Origin of the sequence: Pseudoalteromonas sp. MMG005, from assembly GCF_018101015.1 — a bacterium.
Classification (GTDB): Bacteria; Pseudomonadota; Gammaproteobacteria; order Enterobacterales; family Alteromonadaceae; genus Pseudoalteromonas; species Pseudoalteromonas aurantia.
Map to the genome: position 1 here is coordinate 355,708 of NZ_JAGJEK010000001.1, position 19,093 is coordinate 374,800.

The following is a 19,093-nucleotide window of genomic DNA, read 5'->3' on the forward strand; positions in this document are numbered from 1 at the left end:
TTAGATAAAAGTGAGGAAAACGCCCTCAGATCAAGCGTATTGTATTAGACAGCTTTGTGATAAATTTCAGAACCCGTGCTTTTAAATTCATCTGACTTTGCTTTCATTTCAGCTTCCACATCGACCATTTTGATTTCAATGGCATCACCTACATTATTCGGATCAATACCACGGGCTTCTAAATCTTTTGCGTAATCACGTACTTCTTGAGTGATTTTCATTGAGCAAAACTTAGGCCCACACATAGAACAGAAGTGTGCCACTTTTCCGGACTCTTGCGGCAAAGTTTCATCATGGTATTGGCGAGCTCGGTCAGGGTCTAACCCTAGGTTAAACTGATCGTGCCAGCGGAATTCAAAGCGCGCTTTTGACAGTGCATTATCACGTACCTGTGCGCCGGGGTGACCTTTGGCCAAATCAGCAGCATGTGCTGCAATTTTATAAGTGATCAAGCCTTCTTTTACGTCTTCTTTGTTCGGTAAGCCAAGGTGCTCTTTTGGCGTCACATAACACAACATCGCACAGCCATACCATGCGATTTGTGCGGCACCAATTCCTGAAGTAAAATGGTCATAGCCAGGGGCAATATCAGTCGTCAATGGACCTAAGGTATAAAAAGGGGCTTCATGACAATGCTCTAACTGCTCCTTCATATTCTCTTCTATCATGTGCATTGGCACATGACCAGGCCCTTCAATGAACACCTGTACGTCATGTTTCCAAGCCAACTTAGTGAGCTCACCCAACGTACGTAGTTCAGAAAACTGTGCTTCATCATTAGCATCAGCAATAGAACCTGGACGCAAGCCATCACCTAAAGAGAAACACACATCGTACTGCTGCATAATTTCACAAATATCTTCAAAGTGCGTGTATAAGAAGTTTTCTTTATGGTGCGCTAAACACCACTTCGCCATAATTGAGCCACCACGCGATACAATTCCAGTCACACGCTTTGCCGTCATTGGCACATAACGTAACAATACACCCGCATGAATAGTGAAGTAATCTACGCCTTGCTCAGCTTGCTCTATTAAGGTATCGCGGAAAATTTCCCACGTCAGATCTTCAGCAACGCCATTCACTTTTTCCAACGCTTGGTAAATAGGTACAGTACCAATTGGTACTGGTGAGTTGCGTACAACCCATTCCCGAGTTTCGTGAATGTAACGTCCAGTCGATAGATCCATAACGGTATCTGCCCCCCAGCGGGTAGACCAAACTAACTTCTCTACCTCTTCTTCAATTGATGAAGTCACCGAAGAATTACCTATGTTCGCATTAACTTTTACTAAAAAGTTACGGCCAACAATCATGGGTTCTGACTCAGGGTGGTTGATGTTGTTAGGTAAAATAGCACGGCCGCGGGCAATTTCATCACGGACAAACTCTGGAGTAATAAATTCCGGAATAGAGGCACCAAAAGAGTTACCCTTATGCTGCTCAGCCAAAATCTCTTCTCGTAGTTTCGCACGGCCCATGTTTTCGCGTATTGCTACGTATTCCATTTCAGGTGTTACAATACCTTGGCGTGCATAATACATCTGCGTGACATTCTTACCCGGCTTTGCGCAACGGATTTTTGGTAAATGCTCAAAACGAAGGTGATCAAGTCCTTCATCAGCCATACGCTGTTGAGAAAACTGAGAAGTAACAGAGTCTAACCACTGTGTATCCTCACGCGCATCAATCCAAGCTTGCCTAAATTTAGGAAGACCTTCACGAACATTCAATTCAAAGTCAGGGTCGGTATACGGGCCCGATGTATCATAAACACGAATAGGTTCATTTTTCTCATAGATGGGATCTTCTTCTGTCCCTCCTACAAAGCTGTCTGATTGAATGATTTCACGCATACCAACACGTACACCAGCTGCGCTGCCATCAACATATACTTTATGAGAACTGGGGAAAGGTTGTCCGGTTAAGTTATAAATATACTCAGATGCTGCTGCTCGAGTTTCACGACGGGACGGTTTGCTACTATTATTTGACATGACTTGCCTCATTATTATTTAAGGTGTCTTGTCAGAACTCCAATAAAGGAGCGAGATGAGGTGGCCCTCAGAAGATCTAAATTATGTCACTTCAACAGTGTCATAATTTATGGCAGCCTACAAACTTTATGCTTGCAATACAGGCAGCTTGTTCCCTACGCAGGTGTTAGCCTGATCAGGTTCACGGATCCCGCACGAATGCGATCTCAGCCCAATGGGCACTCCGACAAGTAACGAATTAGAGACGAGTCTACTTAAGAACGGATTAACCTGCAACGATAGATTTAAATTTTAAGCGTGGCTGACCATTTAATATTAAATCTCCATTTTCTATTTTCGTCGGTACACCAATTTCCAGCATGTTCAGCAGCATTTGTTCCGTTTCATTAATTGACCCTTCGCAAAACTTTCTAGTCATCCCTATATTACTTACAAACAATTGCTCACTTTCTATGCGACCAGCACCAAAGAATCGATTACACCCAGTAAAGCCGTTCACTTGCATTGCTTCTATAAACTGTAATGAAATAGCCGAGTCTAAGATCACTTCCTTACCTATATGAGTAAGTTGCCATTGTGTATATTTTAGTTGCTCATTGCTTACCTTCCCTGTTGACGAACAACCAACTAAAAAAGCGCCCAACGCGCATAAAAACATGCTGATTTTCATGGCAAACCAAATAAAACTGAATTAAAGCTAGTATACATTGTTATTCATATTCAATTGTGAAAACCATACTTTTTATGGACAAAAAAAACAAAAATCAACTGAAAACACATTCAATTTCCTTCTCTAGGTACGGCTTTCCTCGAGCATTCACTGATGTCCATGTAATCACCGCATCTAACATCACTTTGGCATCTGCCTTTCTCACTAGCCGCTGGATAAATTGCGATTTAAGTTTGCTTACTCTGACAGCCTCGACTTCGACAAAAAAAGCATCTCCAGGCCTCAATGAACTTTTATAATCGACTTCAGATCGGATCACTACCAAGTTAATTTTCCGTTTTGCTAACTCGACAAAGTCCAGCCCTTTAAACAATAAAAATTCATGCCTTGCATGCTCTAAATAGTTAAAATATACACTGTTGTTTACTATCCCTTGTAAGTCACATTCATAATCTCTTACTTTAAAATCTACTGAAAAAGGCACAAACACTTCCTGAAAACAAAAATTGAATGTTTTTATACCATATTTCTAGATGATAATGATTCTAAGTTGTCCTGCTTTTGCTAAAATGTTGCCAACTCAAATGGAACCATTCAAAAATATGATAAAGCTAAAACTCTCATGCCTTGCTGCTGCACTTTTACCCTTAATTTCACCTTCTGTTATCGCTGATGACAAGAACATTGAACAAATTGAAGTCATAGGAGATTTTCATAAAGAAAGTTTACTCACACTCAGTGCCAGTGCATCTGTATTTGACCAACAAGCGTATAAAACCAGAGGCGCTTCATACTTAGATGAAATTTTAAACAGTGCTGCAAATGTTAATTTCACCGCTGGAGCATCTCGTGGCCGCTTTATCCAAATACGTGGCATCGGCTTACGTTCACAATTTGTTGACCCAATCCACCCAAGTGTAGGCATGCAAATTGATGGTATTAATTATTCAGGCTTAGGCGGTAGCGCCTTATTATTTGATGTTGAACAAGTGGCGATTTACCGTGGACCACAAGGGACTCGATTTGGTGCTGATGCTATGGCTGGCATGATCGATATGCAGTCAACTGCCCCCACATCAAGTAATGCACTTAATTTAAAGCTTGGTATCAGTAATTATAGTGGCAAAGAAGCTGGTATCGCTGCGGGCACAGGCATTACCGAAGATACATCAGCCCGAGTGAGCTTTTTTAAAAAACGTTCTGATGGATACGTAGACGGGCTCTATCTAGACAAACCAACTAATCAACAAGATGAACAAGTAGCACGATTAAAGCTACACACCGTGTGGAGCAATACACTAGAAACACACATTACTGCACATAACATAGATATTGATAATGGCTACGATGGTTTTACCTTAGACAACAGTCGCAATAGTGTTGCCGATGAACCAGGAAAAGATAACCAAAAAAGTAATGCCATCGCACTTAGTGCTAAATATAGCGGCAGCGAACTGTTTAATTTAGACATGACCACCACGCATTTAAACGCTGATACACTCTATAGCTATGACGAAGATTGGGTATGTAATGACCCGAAACAATCAGTATTATGCGCACCAGGCCTTCATCCATATAGCTATAAATCAAAAGACAGTTACGCTCGCGATCATCAACGCGGTACATTAGAATTCAGATTATCGGGTAAAGGCAGTGATTGGGTAACTGGGTTGTTCGCACAGCGTCGTGACGTAGAGCTTACACGCGAGTACACCTATAATGACCCTGACTTCAATTCTAATAATAGTGTCAGCCAAATCGCGTTATACGGACAAAAAATAACACGCTTAGCAGAAAACCTTGATCTCATCACTGGTGTACGTGCTGAGCGATACAGCACGGACTACTTTGATAACAATCAGATCATAGATAAAACTGACGACACCATGTGGGGCACAAAACTCGCATTAGAGTATCAAGTTGTACCTCGCACAATGATTTACACCAGCCTATCTCGCAGTTACAAAATAGGCGGTATCAATGGCGAAGCTCTCGCTAAAGCGAATGACGAAGGCCTAAGTGTACCAACCGAAAATCATACGTTTGCACCTGAATATCTGTGGAATGCCGAGTTTGGCGTAAAAGGACAATCACAAGATCAACGTCACACGCTAAGTTTAAGTGCATTCTACATGCACCGAGAAGATATGCAGCTAAAAGTCTTCCAGGTACAAGATCAGCAGTTTGCGGGCTATATAGCTAACGCAAGTAAGGGCCGTAACTACGGCTTAGAATTAGAAGGCAACTTTCAATATACTGACCGATTAAGTTTTACCTATAGTGCCGGCTATCTAGATACAAAAATTGAAGACTTCATTACTCAAAGCGGCATAAACCAAGATGGTCGAGAGCAAGCACAAGCACCAAGGTATCAATATGCTATACGGGCCAACTACTTCCTAAGTGATAACTTAGAAGCACAAATTGGCATTGAAGGAAAAGATGATTATTACTATTCAAATAGCCATAACGCACAATCGGACAACCAAAACCTAATCAATGCAAGTATTAGTTACTATGGCGAAAACTGGACACTGACAGCATGGGGGCGTAATTTAGCAAACCGTGATGTGCCTGTGAGAGGGTTTAGGTTTGGTAATAATGCATTAAAAGATTATGACACTGAAACCTTTGTGCAGTATGGAGAACCACGAGTTGCCGGACTAACATTGAGCTATCAATTATAAATTAGACAGCTCATCTAACAAAAAAGCGCTCAATCATCGAGCGCTTTTTTGTATTACCCAGTAACCGTATTTACTCGACGTCAGGTAAATTACGCCCATAAAACACTTCTTGAATTTCACGATTCAAACGCGTGCGGATCTCTTCTTCCTCATCGCTACTCAAATCATCTGTCGTAATACCGAATAAGTACGTATTAAGGTCCGTTTCTTTTAGCATCATTTTTGTGTGAAATAAGTTCTCTTGATACACATTCACATCTAACATTTGATAGGCTTCTTTTGTATCTTCGCTCATGTAATTTTGAATCGAATGAATCGCATGATCAATGTAATGCTTTACTCCACTAATATCTCTCGTGAAGCCTCGTACACGGTAATCAATCGTAACCACATCAGACTCTAGCGAATGAATTAAGAAGTTAAGTGCTTTCAGTGGCGAAATTACACCACAGGTTGACACTTCAATATCCGCTCTAAAAGTACATATGCCGTCATTCGGGTGCGCTTCAGGATAAGTATGCACACAGATGTGGCTTTTATCTAAATGCGCCACCACAGATTCAGGCAATGGTCCTGGCGTTTCATTACTATCAAAAGTCTGCTGTTCAACAGGTTCTTCTGATACTAATATCGTCACACTTGCCCCTTGAGGATCGTAATCTTGACGCGCAATGTTCAATACATTAGCGCCAATAATATCCACTACGTCTTTTAAAATATCCGTTAGTCGATCAGCACTGTACTGCTCATCAATATATTCTAGATACTCTTTACGCTGTTGCTCTGTTTTAGCATAGCAAATATCGTAAATACTGAAGCTTAAACTCTTAGTTAAGTTGTTAAAGCCATGGAGTTTAATTTTATCAAAGGGCTTGTTCACGATAGACAACCTTTAAACTGTAAATCTGCGATGCAGAACGAAAAGTTCGCGGATTTTATACGAAAATTAGACTATGAAAAAGGGTTATTTTACACCACCAGCTACGACTTCATGACTATGCGTAATTTCTACTGATTTATCAAGCATTAACGCCACAGAACAATACTTTTCAGCTGACAATTGAACGGCTCTTGCTAAGTGCTTTTCTGACACATCAGTACCAGTCACAACAAAGTGTAGATTCATTTTGGTGAATACTCTAGGTGCTGACTCTGCGCGTTCGCTGGTAAGTTTTACTTCAACGTTTTCAATTTGTTGTTTTGCTTTTTTTAAAATACTCACCACATCAACAGAAGAGCAGCAACCAGCAGACATCAGTACCATTTCCATCGGGCTTGGTGCTGTGCCATCTGCACCGGTATCAAATACTACTGCATGTCCTGACTCTGAACGACCAATAAACGTGTCGCCTTCTACCCATTTTACATTTGCTTGCATGCTACTACCTCTTTATAAACTATAACACCGCCTTAAGGCGGTGTTATAAAAATCATTGACTGCCTTTATCGCAGTGTCTACTTAGCTTAAACTGCTGAATCAAATAAGTTCTTAACCAAGCCAGCAAATTCTTCAATAAATGCGTTTTGCTCTACCGTGACATGTTGATCTGTCACACTTGAAAGCACTTCTTGTAAGTCATATACAATGCCATCGACCTCACGCACAATCAAGCTACGTTGTTCTGTTGTGAGCTCTGTATGTTGTTCGCAAATGCGAATGACATTTTCAGCTATCACATCTTCGATTAACTCCATCACTTTTGGCGCACCAGGCTTTATCTCACCTGGCTTTTCAAACAAGGTTAAATTTTGCGTTAAATACATGACTAACTCGTCATATCCTTGCTTATCTAACACCATACTTTGCCCACCTGATTGTATCAAAGATATCTCCTATTGATTTAAGCAGAAAGTAAACCCTATTGCTACTTTTGTAGCCTCGACAAATAGAAAAAAGCAGCCAGAGCTGCTTTTTATCATTCTAAAGACTTGGATAATACGGGAGTTTATCCCGAGAACCAAGCTTACCAGTACCTTTAATCGATATTTAGACCTGGACTTAATGCGCCTGGTAATGTCACTTTTTCAAGCTCCACTGAAGCGACTGGATACGCGCAGTAATCAGCGGCATAATAAGCACTCGCTCTATGATTACCCGATGCCCCAATCCCACCGAAAGGCGCAGCACTCGACGCGCCAGTAATTGGGCGGTTCCAATTCACAATACCAGCTCGAATACGGCGTAAGAAATAGTCATAATCGGCTTCGCTATCGCTCAATAGACCTGCTGATAAACCAAAGCTTGTATCGTTCGCTTTTTCAATTGCCGCATCGAAATCATCAAAACGGAACACTTTCAATAATGGACCAAAATGCTCATCATCAGGGAAATTAGCAACGTTTGAACACTCTAAAATACCCGGTGTTACAAAACCAGTTCCATCCGTATGCGTCAACTCAATCAAAGCCTCAGCACCCAAATCAAGGAGCTGTTGTTGTGCAGCAACCATACCCGCAGCAGCTTGTGAAGAGATCATTGATCCCATGAACGGCTGTTCGGCATCATCAAAGTGACCCACTTTAATCGCTTTCGTCGCGCGAATAAGGTGTGCCAGAATTTCATCGCCTTGAGCACCTGTTGGTAAAAATAGCTTTCGTGCACAAGTACAGCGTTGGCCACTAGAGATAAATGCAGATTGAATAATGTCATGTACCACTGCTTTTGTATCAGTGGCACCTTTAACGATAAGTGGGTTATTCCCACCCATTTCCAACGCCAAAATCTTACCCGGCTGACCTGCGTACTGCTCATGTAAAATATGACCTGTACGTGAAGAGCCAGTAAAGAACAAACCATCAATCCCTTTATGAGACGCTAACGCTTTGCCGGTTTCAACTTCACCTTGTACTAGGTTAATCACACCTGCTGGCAAGCCTGCTTCTACCCAATACTTTAATGTTAGCTCTGCAACCTGTGGCGTTAATTCTGATGGTTTGAAGATAACCGTATTACCAGCCAACAGAGCTGGCACGATATGACCATTTGGTAAGTGACCTGGGAAGTTATAAGGACCAAATACAGCTACGACCCCATGTGCTTTATGGCGAATCACCGCACGCCCTACCGGCATTGCATTTTCAACTGTCCCCGTTCTTTCTTGATACGCTTTTTCAGAAATTGCTATTTTCCCCACCATAGCACCCGCTTCAGTACGCGTCTCCCAAAGTGGTTTACCGGTTTCTTTTGCAATCGCAATGGCAAGCTCTTCACTATTGGCCTTTAGCACTTCAGCAAAACGTTTAACGATTGCTAAACGCTCAGAGAACTCCAAATCACTCCAGCTAAAGAATGCCTGACGAGCAGCGTTAACGGCTGAGTCTACTTGTTCAGCAGATGCCGCATTTGCACGCCAAATCACGTCATTATTCGCTGGATTAACTGAATTAAATTCAGTACCTTGGCCTATAGCCCATTCGCCATTTATCAATTGAGCAGGATGTGTTGTCATAATTAGTCCCTACAAATTAGAGTGTTGAGATGCTGACCGAGTCACCATCCACGATATTTAGTGCCGTCGCAATTTCACTGCCAATGATAACTTCATTGCTGTTGCTATCAAAATGAAGATCTGCAACTGTCGCGCGATACCCAACAAGTTTATCATTTGCAATCATCACAGGGAAACCACCGCTGTTATCACCAATTTTCACTGTTTTACTCTGTGCCCCGCGAACTGTACGAATATTGTCTACTTTCGCTTCTACAGTGGGTCCCGCGTCGAAAATATCGACATAGCCATTAAAAGTAAAACCTTCACTTTTCAACAACTCTATGGCAGGACGTGTATTATCGTGTACTTTTCCAATCACGTCTTGCGCTGCTTCTGTGAGCAAATTAACATAAATCGGGTACTTCGGCATTAACTCAGCAATAAAGACCTTTTGGCCAATACCTGTTAGGTAATCTGCCGTAGGAAAATCCATTGAGAAGAAATGCTCTTCTAGCCACTGCCAAAATGGACTCTGACCTGTGTCGTCTGATACACCACGCATTTCTGCAATAACGGTATCTGCAAAACGTTGCTGGTGTTGTTTAATAAACATAAAGCGTGATTTCGACAGTAATTTACCATTCAAGCCTTTGCGATAACCATCTTTGAGAAACAAAGTACACAGTTCAGTTGCACCTGTGTAGTCATTACATAGCGTAAGAATATCCACTGCTTTATAAACATCGAGTGTACGCGAAGAGTGTATCACTTTGCTCAAGTGATAATGATAAAATGCATCATCAAGACCAACCGCAGCTTCAATTGCGCTAGTCCCTACAACTTCACCCGTTTCACTGTCTTCAAGTACAAACAAATACCCTTCGTCAAACGGAACATCTGTTTCTTTTTTGAAAGACGCTTCTGAGCGTGCAATCTTGTTTTGTAAAAGCTCTTCGTTAATCGGTAACGAAGTAAAACCATGCCCAGATTCATGAGCAATGTTTAAAAGCGCTGGATAGTCGCTTTTTTGGATTGGGCGAAGGATCATCATGAGCCCGCTTACTCCTCAAATAAAAACACGTGATGGTAGATTAGGGCCAAGAAAGCTCGGCCCTAATAAGAATTAAGCGTTGTTAGCCACAACATTAGCTACCGCTTTTTCAAAGCGCGCCATACCTTCGCGAATATCCGCTTCAGGAATAACAAGTGATGGTGTGAAACGTACCACATCAGCACCGGCAACTAACGACATTACACCTTCTTGCGTTGCAGCGACTAAAAACTCTTTAGCACGACCTTTGTATTGCTCAGCAACAACACCACCTAACAATAGACCTTTACCACGAATTTCACTGAATACGCTATATTTATCATTAATTGCAGTTAGTAACTCACGGAACAACGCTTCTTTAGCCTTAACTCCGGTAAGTACCTCGTCAGTATTTACCGTGTCAAACGCGGCTTCTGCAACAGCACATGCTAGTGGGTTACCACCGTATGTTGAACCATGCGTACCAATCTTAAGGTGCTTTGCGATATCTGTTGTCGTGATCATTGCACCAATTGGAAAGCCACCGCCTAGCGCTTTAGCCGTTGTTAAAATATCAGGCGTAATATTTAACCCTTGATATGCGTACAAATCACCTGTACGGCCAACACCTGTTTGAACTTCATCGAAAATCAATAACGCATTGTGCTTAGTACATAACTCGCGTACGCCTTTCACAAAGTCAGCTTCAGGAGAGACAATACCACCTTCACCTTGCAGTGGTTCCATCATAACTGCACAAGTATTATCTGAAATAAGTGCTTCAAACGCAGCTAAATCATTGTAGTCGCAATGAGCAATATCGCCTGGCTTCGGACCAAAACCATCTGAATATGCCGCTTGACCACCCACCGTAACAGTGAAGAATGTACGGCCATGGAAGCCTTTATTAAATGAGATAATTTGTGATTTTTGCTCGCCGTAGTTATCTAGCGCGAAACGGCGTGCTAACTTTAATGCCGCTTCATTTGCTTCTGCACCAGAGTTGGCAAAATATACTTTGTCTGCAAATGTGGCATCAACTAACTTTTTCGCTAAACGTAGTGACGGTTCATTTGTCATTACATTCGATAAGTGCCAAATCTTTTCGCCTTGTTCTTTAAGCGCACTAACCAAAGCGGGATGACAATGGCCTAAACAATTCACCGCAATACCGCCTGCGAAATCAATAAACTCTCGTCCATCTTGATCCCACACTCGAGAGCCTTCACCCTTCACTGGAATAATAGCTGAAGGTGCGTAGTTCGGTACCATTACTTGATCGAATAGTTCGCGATTAATAGTCATTTATTTTCCTCATTTGGTTGAGTACAGCACGTTATGATGTGGAATAAAAAGCAAGAACCTTTATAGACTCAGTGCACAAAAATTACCACATGGTGCAAAATTCATTCGGTTATTATTCCAGAAAAATAAGCAAAAGTCTCATATAAGACTTACTCACAGCCCTTACTAATCAAGGGATCGGGGTAAATTTTCATAGTGAGTGAATAACTATCTACAGGAAAGTAAGGAGATCCTATAAGCTATCAAGTCGCCATTCAAAATGAGTAAAAGCTCAACTTGAATGAATAGTCGTAAAAAAATTTATCTAATTTCTACTAAATTGTCAGCTGAAGGCTTTGGAACGCGCATTTTGCCAGTTTTTTTTGTTCGTCTTGCGACAATCCTAAATGCATAAACCACACCTCCGCTTCGTCTGGTTCGATCAGTTGACTGTCCTTTAATGATAAGTATTGCGAGTAACCATGTGCTTTCCTGACCACTTCAGTCAATGGCAAAGGGTCTGTGACATGTTGAGTCTCCGTCGGTAAATAGCCCGCGCTAAACTCTTCCATTACGGCATTAAAAGGCAAATACCGAAACGCCATTTTCTCTACTAAAGTACGAGACAAAGTTGCAGAACGCTCTAACAATAAATGTCTTAGAAAAAGTGGATCTGGCCCTAATTCTAACAATGCCGTGTGAAGATCCTTATGGCTCTTATCTCGGGCTATTTGAACTTTATCTTGCCATACCTTTTCAAATGTATGTAAATACAAACGGGTCAACGCTATTTTTCCCACATCAACTAACATTCCAAGCGTAAAAGCATGCTGCTCTTTAACACCATATAATGGTGCCAACTCTTTAGCAGCAATCGCTGTCGACATACTCATATCTCTTAATTTACGCTTTAGTAAGGAAAAAGGCTCTGTGGAATGTGGCATCCAATGGCGCATAGCAAATGTGGGGATCACCATTTGCAAATTTTCGAGCCCTAAATACCGTAAAGCCAAGGCGGGGGTATCCACCTTGATAGATGTCCCTTTTGTGTTTTGTTTTCGATATTGCGGTAAGTTCACTAAAGAGACAAGATCACGACCCAACCAAGGTAAATCATTCACTAAGGGCTCTAAGCGACCAATTGATGCAGACTTAACTGCCAACAAGTCCAATATAGTGGGCACTGAGTCTTGAATACCTATTACTTCGTGATAAATGTTATCCAGATCTTCTAATTGAGTTTCTATTGAGGACTCTATTATTTGATGTAAGTGAATACTCGCTTTCGCAATATACTTATGGTGGCTAGTACTTGTTTGCTGTCGTTTGGCGGCTGCGGCTATTTCAACTTCCAGCATAGTACGTTGCGCAATTTTCTCACCATAGTTTATTTCAAGCGTATGAATGTACCCAATTTGTTGCTGAGCAAAATTGTGACTTATGAGTAAATCGTGAGCTCGTTCCGCCAAAGCTTGAGCTATCCTAATCTGCTTGGTATTTTCAGCCATATCTAAGTATTTTCGCCCTTTAGCATGATACAGTTATAGGTTAGAAGCGTCGGAGAAAGTTATCAAGTAATGCTAGACCTTGCTCGGTTAAAACCGCTTCAGGGTGAAATTGCACGCCTTCTAAGGCTAACTCATTGTGGCATAGCCCCATAATTTCATCTATTTGCTGGTGCTCATCGACAGTCCAAGCGGTAATATTCAATGCATCGGGAATTGAATGCTTGTCAACAACTAAAGAATGGTACCTACATACGCTAAAACGCTCTGGCAGTCCTAAAAATGCCCCGCCATTATTGTGTCGAATAACGCTTGTTTTACCGTGCATAACCTGCCGCGCTCGTATTACTTTCGCCCCCAGCGCTTGTGCAATACTTTGATGGCCTAAGCATATCCCTAAAATAGGATAAACTCCTTGTAGCTGTTCAACTATTGATAATGAAATACCGGCTTCGTTAGGCGAACAGGGTCCAGGAGAAAGTACAATATGCTCTGGGTTTAATGCTCGGATCTGTGCGAGTGTTAGCTCATCATTTCTTTTAACCAGTACGTCTTGATTTAATCGCTGAAAATACTGTACTAAGTTGTAAGTAAATGAATCATAATTATCAATCATCAACAGCATTCAATCATCACTCTTTCATTTAAAATAATTTTTAACATACTCACTGATAGCAAAACGAAAAAGAAAACATGACTCATGATTAGTCCCTATCAAAGGTTTTCAATACCTTGTAAATAACAGACTACCTTTTTGTTAGTATCGTAATTCGAACTAACACCAGTTCACTGTATATTTATAAAACGTAACCATTGGAAAGTACTACTATTCACCCATCTGATATTCACCCATCTGAAATAACAGGCGTTTAAAGAACCAGTATTTTAAAGCATTATTCTTGTGGATGTAACAACTTTTTATAAGCCTCTACCGATCTTCCATGCACATTCAAACACTGAGTACCTTTAATTTACAAGTTAAGGTGATACGTAAAAAGGCTTATAGCCCGTGCTCTGCAGCCCAGTACCAAGTAAAGAAACAGTTAAAATATACAATGAAATGTATATAAAATATCAATTTGGCCCAATTTTTGCTAAAACCATTTATTTCTAACAATCTATTTGATAAAGTGCGCGCGTCCTCATCCTGTAGGACATCCTGTTGATGATGTATCTCTCGTAAGAGGATACACCGTATTGATAGCTTCTCCCCAGATTGCTATAACGGCTCACTGCTTTAGTGGGCCGTGTTTTTCTTGCTAGCCTTTTTAATTACAACAAGCATAATTAGTACTTATTTTATGGCGTTTCATACTCTCTCCACCTTCACATGATATTATGAGCCTTTACTGCTTAAAAAATAAGGCTTCATCGTGCTAAAACCTCTTATATTCGCTATAGCTTTCATGTCTACTAACGTATTCGCGGCATGGCAATTAGATAATCAAAATAGTGATTTAAGCTTTACATCTATAAAGAAAACACACATTGCTGAAAATCACCATTTTAAAAAACTACATGGACAAATTGATGCGCAAGGACAATTACAGCTTGAGATTGACTTGAGCAGTGTGGAGTCTATGATCCCCATTCGTAATCAACGTATGCAATCAATGTTGTTTAATGTTACCAATTTTCCAAGCGGAAAAGTCTCAGCAAACGTATCAGAGCAACTTTCAAGCTTAAAAAATGGCACTCAAATAATAAAAGGTGTAAATGCTTCTCTAGAGCTGCATGGCCATAAGCAAAACATAAGAATGGATTTAGTCGTTAACAAGTACAATACCCAGCTACATATTGCCCCATTACGCGCCATTTTAATCAACTCAACCTCCTATGGTTTGACGTCTGGTATTGAAGCTTTAAGAAAAATAGCGGGTCTTGATACTATTGCGACCACGGTACCAGTTACATTCAGCCTTACATTCAATGAAAAGTCTTAATGAACTGATTGCGGTGTTAGTAACACCGCATGCCCCAACCCAACTATGGCGAACTGCCCCTTGTGGGTTAATTGATATGTCGATCGATAACCAAGGGCGCTGGTTCCATCAAGGCAGTGAAATTACTCGCCTAGAAATGATGAAGCTCTTTGCATCTGTATTAAATTACAGTCAAGGTATATATACACTCATTACCCCATCAGAAAAGTGTCAAATACAGGTCGCTGACGTACCTTTTTTAATCAAAACTTGGACCACTTATCAGCTAGGAACGCAATCGGTTATAGTATGTGAGGATAATCTCGGAAGACAATGGCCCATTTGTGAGCAGTTTCCATTAATCACAAAGTTATACTGTGGGCAAGTAGTCCCTTATCTCTGTCTGCCTAACGGACTGACCGCTCGCATACAGCGCTCTGTTTATTATCAATGGGCTGATATAGCTGAGCAAGATAGCAAAGGGGCTTATCTCAACTCAGCCAATAATCGCTATTATTTATGCTAATAACGATCTACTCTTGCGGCTCGGCTGTTTCTTCTTTTACAAACGGCCCCAAATACCAATCATCTAGTTTCCATCCTAACTCATTCAAACCTATCCCCTTCAAAGAAGAAAACGCATGAACAGTAATATCTGCATTCAATTCAGATAAGGTCCTACGTACTTGGAGCACTTCAGCTTTACGTTTACCTTGTTTCAATTTATCTGCTTTAGTCAGCAAGGCCAAAATTGGAATTTTACTATCAACTGCCCAATTGATCAGATCCATGTCTAAATCTTTCAATGGGTGACGAATGTCCATTAGCACGACCAAGCCTTTCAAGCTCTTACGCTTTTGTAAATACTCACCTAATGAACGTTGCCATTTTTTCTTCATTTCAATAGGCACTTTAGCAAACCCATATCCTGGTAAATCTATGAGGCGCTTTTGTGCATCAAGTTCAAAAGTATTTATTAACTGCGTACGACCGGGCGTTTTACTTGTTCGCGCAAGTTTCTGGTCAGTTAATGCATTTAATGCACTGGATTTACCTGCATTCGAGCGGCCTGCAAACGCCACTTCGATCCCTTCGTCGGTGGGTAATTTAGAAATATCAGGGGCGCTGGTAATAAAACTAGCAGTGTTATACTTAATACGGGATTTGAGCACAAGCTCTCCTACAAAAAACTAATAGCAATGACCGCTATAGTTTATATCAGATACTCGCCGTGCAAAAGCAAACAATGACGATCAAATCTAGATAAAAAGGTGAATTTTGCACATTACAAACTTAATCTAAGTCAAAACCTCATAATTTATAGGTCTAATATGAGCAGAAAACGTGCCAGAGAATTCAATATCGTGTAGAATGTAAAAATTGCAATGTAAAGATAGAGTTTGTTCACTCAAGCAGCACGAAAAGTACCTTTTTCGCGTCGCCTGGGTTTTAGATTACAGGGTCGGAAACAGAGAATTTACCATGAAAAAAATAGCATTAACTTTAACAGTGTTGCTTGGTACGTTGTCAGCAAGCAACGCAACAGCATTTGATGGCGACGCCGAAGCGGGTAAAGCAAAGTCTGCAACGTGTGCAGCGTGTCACGGCCCAGATGGCAATGCGCCTGTTAATATTTATCCAAAAATTGCCGGGCAGCATGCCGATTATATCTACAAGCAATTGAAGGAATTTAAGCTTGGTATGACATCAGGTGGTAGTGAAGGTCGTATGGAGCCGGTCATGAGTGGTATGGCTATGCCATTATCAGATCAGGATATGAAAGACTTAGCAGCTTACTTCTCAACTTTAAATATGAATGCAGGAACTACGCCTGAAGATGTTGTAACCGTTGGGCAAAAATTATACCGCGCCGGTGACGCTGAACGAGGCATTCCGTCATGTGCCGCGTGTCATGGTCCTCGAGGTAATGGAACATCATTAGCAAAGTTCCCTAAAATATCATTCCAACATCCAGAATATATCAAAGCTCAACTTGAGAAATTCCGTGATGGTAGTCGTAACAATGACATGAATGGCATGATGGGTGATATTGCGAAAAAGCTAACTGACACAGACATTGAAGTATTATCCAAATATTTAAGTGGTTTACATTAGTAGGTAACGACTAAAGTTGTATAGAAAATTATAAAGTACTGATAAAAAATTATCATACGTAAAAAAAAGGTAGCATCACGCTGCCTTTTTTTATATTCACTGATTGCGATATATCTCAAATCCACTGTAAGACATTGACCATATCACTTTGTGCGCTTTAACTTATTTTAATCTATAAAAAAACATTAAATATATGTAATAAAAGAACTTTAAATTTACTCACTCAACACTCCGTAAGAATTTTGTTATTAATTAGTTGTAACTAATTCAATAAAGCGTAGATTAATTGCTGTCGCCAAGGCAAAACAATAAAAGGGACAAGTCGATAGGGAAGCGTAGGTGACATGTTTGATATCGAATGGGTATCATCATAAAGGAAATAACAATAAAGAGTCAGAGAAGACCGATAATAATAAATGCATGGAAGTTTAATAATAAAAACAATATGGAAAGAAGCACGGAAGTAAAAATAAAAACAAAATGGATGACAACATAATAAAAATAACAAAGACTTAAAAAGTCGAAGGGAGAAGTGTCCGAATTGTGACGCTCAGATTAGCAGGCGGTAGAGAGTGATCTCTACCGTCTTTTTATTTATGCATTGTTTTATTGCTGTTATAATACCCGCCCTAATTTATTTCCTAAGAGTTTCTCGTGCAATCAGTCTCTCATTGCAACCTGTGTGGTTCTGTCGATATTAACTTCTATCATAGCGATAAGCGCCGTGATTATTGGCAATGCCAACAGTGCGATTTAGTATTTGTTGACAAACACCAACATCTCACTCCCACGCAAGAAAAGGCAATTTATGACAGTCATGAAAACTCACTTGAAGACTTAGGCTATAAACAATTTTTATCGCGAGTGAGTGACCCTCTGCTTCTTAGGCTGAGAGTGCCTAGCAGTGGTCTGGACTTTGGCTGTGGCCCTGGCCCTCTGCTCGCTAAAGTATTGTCAGATGCAGGACATAGCATGGCTATATATGACCTATACTATGCAAACGATATTACGGTACTTCGTGATAAATACGACTTTATTACATGTACAGAGGTTATTGAGCACCTTGCTCATCCCCAAACTGTACTAACGCAATTATTCAGCTTATTAAAGCCTGAGGCACCCCTTGTTATAATGACTAAACTGGTTATTAATGCTGAACGTTTCACTAACTGGCATTATAAAAATGATCAAACACATATTTCATTTTTTAGCCGTAAAACATTTGAATATATCGCTTTGCAGTTTAACTGCAAACTCGAATTTATTGGCAATGACGTCATTATCCTTACCAAACCAATAACGCAACACGCGTTGAGTGAAGAACTATCATGACTAGAGAGAAAAAAAATCGAAAAGTAGCGCCTAGTAACGGCACACCACGATTAAGCAAAGATAAACTACGTGAGCTGCGTGCAATTAAAGAGCAGCGCACCAAAAAGCACAAAGGGGCTAAGCCTGGTTCGCGTAATGCCCAAGATGCAAAAATAGACACTCCCGTATCTGGCAACCAACAGAACAAAGATAAGCGCGTAGGAAGTAAAAAGCCGATTGCGTTGATCTCTGAACAAACAGTTCCAGTCGTAGAACCTAAACTGCAGCGTCATTTGTCGCCTCAAGTAGAGCTAAAGAAAGTAAAAGCAACCTTAACCCCAGAACAAGAGCTAAGCCAATTAGAAGATGACGAACGTTTAATGGCTTTATTAGACCGACATGAACGTGGTGAGCTGCTTACTGGTAAAGATGCAAAATATTTTAATCGTGCAATTGCTCGCCATCAAGAGCTATGCGAAATCTTAGGCATTGACGACGAATTCGAAGAGCAAGATGTCATAGCTGATGATCCTATGTCATCGTTTGTCAGTAATGATTTAGCTGATGAGTGGCTAGCTGATGATGAGGACAAGTAATGTCAATAACTTGGGTACTTCTAATCGCCCTTGGAGTAATTATTGTTGCGAGTTTATCATTTTACGCCGGTAAACTGCTTTGGCAATTGAAAGTCCAAAAAGCAAAAATTGCTTCAAAGCAAATAGAGCAGCAAGCCAAGCTACAAAAAGCTCGAGAAAAACGTAACGCAAATCTCGCGGATAGCATTAACCTTATTGCCCGAGCAATGAAAGAGAAACAATGTGAGTATTCCGAAGGCTGTTTGAGGATTTGGGTACTCATCTCTCAGTATAGTTTCGACAAAGAGATTGTATTATCGGATATATATCCGGGAATATATCAAATGTATGAAGAAGTTAAGGATATGCCCACACACGAGAGTCGAAAAAAATACTCTAAAAAAGACATCTTCAAAATGGATAAACAAAGATGGCGCGCAGAAGAGCGTTTAGAAAGTGCCATTATCATAGATTGTGAAAAGCTTGCGACGGAATTCCAAGCGTTACCAAATAGTGAGAATGTTGTTTTCCAATAAGCGAAACTGGATATAGCCTTATAAAAAACC

At 40.7% G+C, this 19,093-nt stretch carries 19 protein-coding genes and 1 riboswitch; of the genes, 7 read left to right on the forward strand and 12 right to left on the reverse strand.

Annotation, left to right across the window (positions count from 1 at the left end):
• Positions 1 to 44: 44 nt before the first annotated feature.
• The 3 genes from thiC to J8M01_RS01720 all read right to left on the reverse strand — a co-directional run bounded on the left by thiC (position 45) and on the right by J8M01_RS01720 (position 3,151).
• Positions 45 to 1,997, reverse strand: a complete 1,953-nt coding sequence (gene thiC, locus J8M01_RS01710) for a phosphomethylpyrimidine synthase ThiC (RefSeq protein WP_247670931.1) — start codon at positions 1,995 to 1,997, stop codon at positions 45 to 47.
• A 135-nt stretch (positions 1,998 to 2,132) separates the two neighbouring features.
• A riboswitch (TPP riboswitch) is annotated at positions 2,133 to 2,233 on the reverse strand.
• A 29-nt stretch (positions 2,234 to 2,262) separates the two neighbouring features.
• Positions 2,263 to 2,667: an META domain-containing protein gene (locus J8M01_RS01715; RefSeq protein WP_210995759.1), complete on the reverse strand. Its 405-nt coding sequence runs from the start codon at positions 2,665 to 2,667 to the stop codon at positions 2,263 to 2,265.
• Between the two features lie 94 nt (positions 2,668 to 2,761).
• Entirely contained in the window at positions 2,762 to 3,151 is a 390-nt protein-coding gene (locus J8M01_RS01720; RefSeq protein WP_210995760.1) for an acyl-CoA thioesterase, read from the reverse strand.
• Positions 3,152 to 3,251: 100 nt separating this feature from the next.
• Between J8M01_RS01720 and J8M01_RS01725 the strand changes: the two genes are divergently transcribed.
• Positions 3,252 to 5,354: a TonB-dependent receptor gene (locus J8M01_RS01725; protein ID WP_211056791.1), complete on the forward strand. Its 2,103-nt coding sequence runs from the start codon at positions 3,252 to 3,254 to the stop codon at positions 5,352 to 5,354.
• A 70-nt stretch (positions 5,355 to 5,424) separates the two neighbouring features.
• On the opposite strand, the gene speD is transcribed toward J8M01_RS01725, so the two are convergent.
• From speD to J8M01_RS01765, 8 genes are all read right to left on the reverse strand, one after another.
• A complete protein-coding gene (gene speD, locus J8M01_RS01730) occupies positions 5,425 to 6,234 on the reverse strand; it encodes an adenosylmethionine decarboxylase (RefSeq protein WP_192508907.1) in 810 nt (269 codons plus the stop codon).
• An 84-nt stretch (positions 6,235 to 6,318) separates the two neighbouring features.
• Positions 6,319 to 6,732 (reverse strand): OsmC family protein, encoded by a 414-nt coding sequence (locus J8M01_RS01735; protein WP_211056792.1) that lies wholly within the window; start codon positions 6,730 to 6,732, stop codon positions 6,319 to 6,321.
• An 86-nt stretch (positions 6,733 to 6,818) separates the two neighbouring features.
• Positions 6,819 to 7,154, reverse strand: a complete 336-nt coding sequence (locus J8M01_RS01740) for a DUF3802 family protein (protein WP_192508979.1) — start codon at positions 7,152 to 7,154, stop codon at positions 6,819 to 6,821.
• 176 nt (positions 7,155 to 7,330) lie between these two features.
• Positions 7,331 to 8,803 carry a succinylglutamate-semialdehyde dehydrogenase gene (astD, locus tag J8M01_RS01745; RefSeq protein WP_211056793.1) on the reverse strand — a complete coding sequence of 491 codons (1,473 nt, stop codon included), beginning with the start codon at positions 8,801 to 8,803 and terminating at the stop codon, positions 7,331 to 7,333.
• Between the two features lie 16 nt (positions 8,804 to 8,819).
• A complete protein-coding gene (gene astA / locus J8M01_RS01750; protein ID WP_192508910.1) occupies positions 8,820 to 9,836 on the reverse strand; it encodes an arginine N-succinyltransferase in 1,017 nt (338 codons plus the stop codon).
• Positions 9,837 to 9,908: 72 nt separating this feature from the next.
• Complete coding sequence (locus J8M01_RS01755; protein WP_211056794.1) at positions 9,909 to 11,120, reverse strand: aspartate aminotransferase family protein; 1,212 nt, start codon at positions 11,118 to 11,120, stop codon at positions 9,909 to 9,911.
• Positions 11,121 to 11,434: 314 nt separating this feature from the next.
• The gene (locus J8M01_RS01760; protein WP_211056795.1) at positions 11,435 to 12,607 is read right to left on the reverse strand and encodes an HDOD domain-containing protein; all 1,173 of its coding nucleotides are present in this window, start codon (positions 12,605 to 12,607) and stop codon (positions 11,435 to 11,437) included.
• A gap of 40 nt (positions 12,608 to 12,647) precedes the next feature.
• Positions 12,648 to 13,229, reverse strand: a complete 582-nt coding sequence (locus J8M01_RS01765; RefSeq protein ID WP_211056796.1) for an aminodeoxychorismate/anthranilate synthase component II — start codon at positions 13,227 to 13,229, stop codon at positions 12,648 to 12,650.
• A gap of 781 nt (positions 13,230 to 14,010) precedes the next feature.
• Here J8M01_RS01765 and J8M01_RS01770 point away from each other — a divergent pair.
• Both J8M01_RS01770 and J8M01_RS01775 read left to right on the forward strand, forming a co-directional pair.
• Positions 14,011 to 14,547: a YceI family protein gene (locus tag J8M01_RS01770; RefSeq protein ID WP_247670932.1), complete on the forward strand. Its 537-nt coding sequence runs from the start codon at positions 14,011 to 14,013 to the stop codon at positions 14,545 to 14,547.
• Complete coding sequence (locus J8M01_RS01775) at positions 14,534 to 15,052, forward strand: DUF1285 domain-containing protein (RefSeq protein WP_192508915.1); 519 nt, start codon at positions 14,534 to 14,536, stop codon at positions 15,050 to 15,052. The genes J8M01_RS01770 and J8M01_RS01775 overlap by 14 nt, the downstream gene beginning before the upstream one ends.
• Positions 15,053 to 15,059: 7 nt before the next feature.
• On the opposite strand, the gene yihA is transcribed toward J8M01_RS01775, so the two are convergent.
• A complete protein-coding gene (yihA, locus tag J8M01_RS01780) occupies positions 15,060 to 15,698 on the reverse strand; it encodes a ribosome biogenesis GTP-binding protein YihA/YsxC (RefSeq protein WP_192508916.1) in 639 nt (212 codons plus the stop codon).
• Between the two features lie 310 nt (positions 15,699 to 16,008).
• On the opposite strand from yihA, the gene J8M01_RS01785 reads away from it, so the two are divergent.
• From J8M01_RS01785 to J8M01_RS01800, 4 genes are all read left to right on the forward strand, one after another.
• Positions 16,009 to 16,641, forward strand: a complete 633-nt coding sequence (locus J8M01_RS01785) for a c-type cytochrome (protein ID WP_211056798.1) — start codon at positions 16,009 to 16,011, stop codon at positions 16,639 to 16,641.
• Between the two features lie 654 nt (positions 16,642 to 17,295).
• Positions 17,296 to 17,973: a class I SAM-dependent methyltransferase gene (locus J8M01_RS01790; RefSeq protein ID WP_211056799.1), complete on the forward strand. Its 678-nt coding sequence runs from the start codon at positions 17,296 to 17,298 to the stop codon at positions 17,971 to 17,973.
• Positions 17,970 to 18,548 (forward strand): Der GTPase-activating protein YihI, encoded by a 579-nt coding sequence (gene yihI, locus J8M01_RS01795; protein WP_192508919.1) that lies wholly within the window; start codon positions 17,970 to 17,972, stop codon positions 18,546 to 18,548. Before J8M01_RS01790 ends, yihI begins: the two co-directional genes overlap by 4 nt.
• The gene (locus J8M01_RS01800) at positions 18,548 to 19,063 is read left to right on the forward strand and encodes a DUF2489 domain-containing protein (RefSeq protein ID WP_192508920.1); all 516 of its coding nucleotides are present in this window, start codon (positions 18,548 to 18,550) and stop codon (positions 19,061 to 19,063) included. The genes yihI and J8M01_RS01800 overlap by 1 nt, the downstream gene beginning before the upstream one ends.
• Positions 19,064 to 19,093: the final 30 nt, after the last annotated feature.